The following is a 4,721-nucleotide window of genomic DNA, read 5'->3' on the forward strand; positions in this document are numbered from 1 at the left end:
TGGTATGCCCACTGCCAGCTGTATTCAAATTTGGCAACATCTTTCGGCTCGTAATTTGCGGTATCAAGATAATGTACGCCAGTTGCCAAACAGGCTTCCATGATCGTCAGATCCTGGTAAGGTAATGCTACGTTTATCAGCAGCTTAGGCTGAAAGCGCTTGATCAAAAGCACTGTTTCGGCTACTATATCTGCATCTACCTGTGCAGTCTGGATCGTAACTCCGTGCATTTCCTGGATTTCAGCGGCAATCTTATCGCATTTGGCTTTGGTGCGGCTTGCCAGCATGATCTCTGTAAAAACAATGCTGTTCATTGCACATTTATGCGCAACAACACTACCTACACCGCCCGCGCCAATTATAAGGACTTTCGACATTTTTAATTTTTTTTCGGCAAAGATAAAATCGCCTGCCTATTATTCAACTTAATTTCCGTTCACCAGCTTCATTACCTTGCCGTCGCTGTAATTCAGAAAATATACTTCCCCGTTTACATCCTGCCCGAAAGAAGAAATCGACCCCTGATTTTCCATTAAAAGAACATTCTCCTTCTTGGTATCTCCATTCATTTCCAAAGCCCAGATGCGGCCGCTGACGTAATCGCCGTAAATGTATTTGCCAGCCAGAGCCGGGATCGCTTTTCCGCGATATACATAGCCGCCGGTGATCGAGCGATCTCCATTGTTCTGTGTATAATCATGGATCGGTTCTATCAAACCTGCTGCATTGCAGTTGGAGGCTGGATTGTAGCAGTCGACACCTTCTTTCAACCGCCAGCCGTAGTTGCCGCCTTTGGTAATAATATCAATTTCCTCCCGCTCGTTCTGGCCCACATCTCCTGCGAACAGGCGGGTATTCGCCATATCAAAACTGATCCGCCACGGATTTCTGAGCCCGTATGCATAAATCTCCGGCAGGTTTCCTTCCGTATTCGTCGCAAATGGATTATCAGCCGGAATGCCGTAGTTACCTTTTGAAGTTCCATTCACATCCACACGCAGGATTTTACCCAAATAACTTTTCAGGTTCTGCGCATTGTTCTGCGGATCGCCGCCGCTTCCTCCATCGCCCGTGGCGATATATAGAAAACCATCTTTACCAAACTGCATCGAGCCTCCATTGTGGTTGCTGTAAGGCTGATTGAATGTAAACAGCACGGTTTCACTCGCCGGATCAGCCTGGTGCGTAGCAGGATTAGCTTTGTAGCGGGCAATCGTAGTTTTCAGCGGATTCCCACTGGTATAATTGACAAAAAAGAAGCCGTTTGTCTTGTAGTCCGGGTGAAATGCAAGACCCAACAAGCCGCGCTCACCGCCTGATGTTACCTTATTTTTGATATCCAAAAACACAGGACTACTCGCGACTGTGCGCGCGTTTTCGAAAGTGCGGATGGTGCCTTCCTGTTCTATCAGGTAAAAGCGGCTGCTGTCGCCAGGTGCCTGTACAAGCTCGACAGGTAAGTTGAATTTCAATGCGGGGAATGCATCCGAGGATTTGATCCCGCCTTTTGGGATCTCTGGTACTTCCTGCGTATCAGGGTCTTTGGAAGAACACGCCAGTAGTAAAGTAGCTATTAAGAAGGCGTGAGTGAGATGAAGTTTCATAGTCAGGACGTTGAAGTTTGTTAGTTCAACGTCCTGTAAATGCTTTTTGTTTTTAAAACATCCTTTAAATCAAATGTTTCCAGATCACATCATACACATCAATCGCTTCTATCTCGCTCTTTTCAAGTGGCTGGTCGGTAATGCAGATCGGGTAATATTGGCGGGGAACATTGATACTCCCGTGAGAACCTTTGACCAAAGTAGCGTCCAGCGGAATTACATCCATTAAGTACCTGAAACCCATTAATTTTCGCGCCAATTTGTAGCCTGCACGTACTTTGATCAATGGATTTTTCGGATCCATAAACATCTCCACCGGATCGTAACCCGGCTTTCTGTGAATATCTACCAAATGCGCATAGTCCGGCGCTTTTGCGTCGTCGAGCCAGTAGTAGTATGTAAACCAGCTGTCAGGCTTGGCAACAACCACCAGGTCGCCCGCGCGATCGTGGTCGATGTGATAGGCTTTTTGTTCTTCTCTATTTAAAACCAGGTCAATGCCCGGTGTTTGTTTTAAAACCTTCGTAATGCGTTCCTCAACGGATTTGTCGTTGATATAAACATGCGCGATCTGGTGGTCGGCTGCTGCAAATGCCTTTGAAGCGCCTGCATCTAGCAGTTCGTACCATCTTTCAGTCCGCACCGAAATGGTACCTTCATTCCGCAGAATGCGGTTGATATGAATCGGGTTGTTCACCGGATTGATTCCGTACTCGGAAAGCAAAATGATCTTCGCATTTTTAGATTCGTAATGCGTCACCAGCTCTTCCACAACTTTGTCAATCTCGCCCAGCTCTTTGCTGATCTTCGAAAAATCAGGGCCAAATTTTTGAAGACAATAATCCAGATGCGGAAGATATATCAGTGTTAATGTAGGGTTGTGCTTGCGGTCAACCCAGAGAGAAGAGTCGGCGATCCATTTGGTGGACTTGATATTCGCATTCGGGCCCCAGAAGTTGAACAATGGAAATTGTCCCAGGTCTTTTTGCAGCTCGTCGCGCAACTCCGGCGGGTAAGCATAGCAGTCCGGCGCTTTTACGCCGTCAGCGTGGTATTGTGGTCTTGGCGTTACCGAAAAATCGGCAGTAGAATACATGTTATACCACCAGAACATTTTGGCGCAGGTGAAATTCGGGTCAATGCGCTTTGCGGCTTCCCAGATCTTTTCACCTTTTACCAGTTTATTAGACTGTTTCCAAAACTTCACTTCCGCATCTTCCCGGTCATACCAGCCATTTCCCACGATCCCATTCTCAGCCGGCCATTTTCCGGTAATATAGGTACTCTGGGAAGTTGTGGTAACTGCGGGTAAAACGGGCTTTATAGGTGTTAACTGCCTGTTTTTTATGTATTTGGCCAAAAACGGAGTATGTTCTCCAATCAGGTTGGCACTTAATCCGACAATGTCGATTACTACTGTTTTATTCATAACTCAAAATTTTCTTCACCCACTCCAGTTCGCGCACGATCGACTCTCCAATGGGTTTCTGCATATCTTCCGGCAACACGCCCCAGGTGTAAGTCTCCACTTCCATGTAATCAGAAAACGGTTTTTCTTTATGAATGCCCAGGGTTTTTACAATATCCGATTGGGTAGATTCAAGTACGCCGTAGGTATTTACAAAAAGCGGTACGTGGAAATGCACCCGCCATTCTTTCTGATGTTCATTCCAATCACTCAGCGCCTCTTTCAGGTCGGGATAGCGGGTTTTGCTCTGACCTTCATTCAATGCAACTACCTGGTGCAGGTACACAGGCTCGTCGAAAGTTTCGATTGCTTTCAGCTTGATTTCTTTCTCACTTTCAAAATTTACTTTCAAAGCCGAGCTCACCTGAATGCGACCGACTTTAATCCCCACTTCATTTAACGAATCCAGGATTAGTTGCGGATCTTCAAAGCCCACTGCGGCGTGGCAGATATCATAGCAAAGCTGGATATGCCTTAAAGCAGCCTCTGTGGCTTGCTGGTTGGTATAACCATATTTTGCGCCGAGGTATTCTTCTGCCCTGAGTAAAAGGGTCTTTTTATACCACTCAACAAAATCAACTGTATTATCAAGAATCCCGTCAGGCTCCGGCTCAATGTCCAGGTGCAGGTATTTCCCGGTTTCCTTTTCAATGCTGATCAACTTGTCGAGCAATTCGAGAATGTGAGAAGTCGCTCTTGCGGTCGCTTTTTCTTTGTCCTCCTCAGTTTCCCACCAGTAGCGGTAGGATAGTGGCGGGGTAGAAACACCTCCGTGCATTCCTTCGGGCAGGAGCTCGCCGAGTATGTTAAACAACCTCACGGTATATTCCAGCCGGTCGATCGTGGTCCAGTCGGGCGCATGCACATCGTCTTTGACAACCACATTATGAAACCCGCCGTAGGGAAATCCATTGATTACGAAAACATATATATCATTTTCCGCCAGCCAGCTTTTGAACTCGGCCAGTACTTCGGGTTTGCTCAGTTCAATGGAAGCTTCATTCGCCACGCGCAGCCCGAGTCCCAAAGGTTGATCAGGGGAAAGCTGTTGTTTGATAAAAGGCAAATTCTCCCGCAGTGACTGAAAATGGTCAGCCCACTTTTCACCGGGGTGGATATTGCTGCAATAGGTCAGGTGTCCGTACGGGGTTTTCATTATGCATGAATTATTTTTGAACCTTCCAGGTAGTCAACGGATTGCGCGATAATATCAGCATCCAGCTCGTGTACTTCCACGCCTTTTCCGATTTTTTCCAGCAGCATAATGGTCAGCCGGCCGCCCAAATGCTCACGGAATTCGTGCAGTCCGTTCCGAAGGTTGATCTTGTCATTTTCAGCCAGTTTGGAATGATATAGTTCAAAACCAAGCTTGTTCAGAACGTCGAGAATGCGTCCCAAGTCACTTTCAGGCAGCATACCGATTTTGGCAGCATACACACAATCCAAGGCAATGCCAATTGCGACTGCTTCTCCGTGACGAACCTGAAAATCAGTGAGATACTCTAATTTATGCGCAGCCCAGTGACCAAAATCAAGCGGTCGCGAGGAACCAAATTCAAACGGATCGCCGCCTGCAATGTGATCCGTGTGCATTTCGGCGCAGCGGTGGATCAGGTACGCCATTGCTTCCTCATCGCGTGCGGCCAGTG

Annotated in this window: 5 protein-coding genes; all 5 read right to left on the minus strand. The window is 47.1% G+C overall.

Annotated features, from left to right (window positions below; all coding sequences use genetic code 11):
• Positions 1-377, minus strand: a 377-nt coding sequence (locus tag ACTIE6_RS18165) for a saccharopine dehydrogenase NADP-binding domain-containing protein (RefSeq protein WP_439557990.1), incomplete at its 3' end; no start/stop codon positions are given.
• Between the two features lie 48 nt (positions 378-425).
• Entirely contained in the window at positions 426-1,604 is a 1,179-nt protein-coding gene (locus tag ACTIE6_RS18170) for a PQQ-dependent sugar dehydrogenase (protein ID WP_439557991.1), read from the minus strand.
• Between the two features lie 64 nt (positions 1,605-1,668).
• Positions 1,669-3,033, minus strand: coding sequence for an alkaline phosphatase family protein (locus ACTIE6_RS18175; protein ID WP_439557992.1), 1,365 nt, complete (start codon positions 3,031-3,033; stop codon positions 1,669-1,671).
• The gene (gene eboE / locus ACTIE6_RS18180) at positions 3,026-4,228 is read right to left on the minus strand and encodes a metabolite traffic protein EboE (protein WP_439557993.1); all 1,203 of its coding nucleotides are present in this window, start codon (positions 4,226-4,228) and stop codon (positions 3,026-3,028) included. The genes ACTIE6_RS18175 and eboE overlap by 8 nt, the downstream gene beginning before the upstream one ends.
• The coding region (locus tag ACTIE6_RS18185; RefSeq protein ID WP_439557994.1) for a 3-dehydroquinate synthase family protein at positions 4,228-4,721 on the minus strand (494 nt) is incomplete at its 5' end. The genes eboE and ACTIE6_RS18185, both read right to left, overlap by 1 nt.

Origin of the sequence: Dyadobacter sp., assembly GCF_051859145.1 — a bacterium.
GTDB lineage: Bacteria > Bacteroidota > Bacteroidia > Cytophagales > Spirosomataceae > Dyadobacter.

Coding starts and splice junctions, on each gene's coding strand:
- ACTIE6_RS18170 (WP_439557991.1), bottom strand. CDS start 1,604: ATGAAACTTCATCTCACTCACGCCTTCTTAATAGCTACTTTACTACTG.
- ACTIE6_RS18175 (WP_439557992.1), bottom strand. CDS start 3,033: ATGAATAAAACAGTAGTAATCGACATTGTCGGATTAAGTGCCAACCTG.
- eboE (WP_439557993.1), bottom strand. CDS start 4,228: ATGAAAACCCCGTACGGACACCTGACCTATTGCAGCAATATCCACCCC.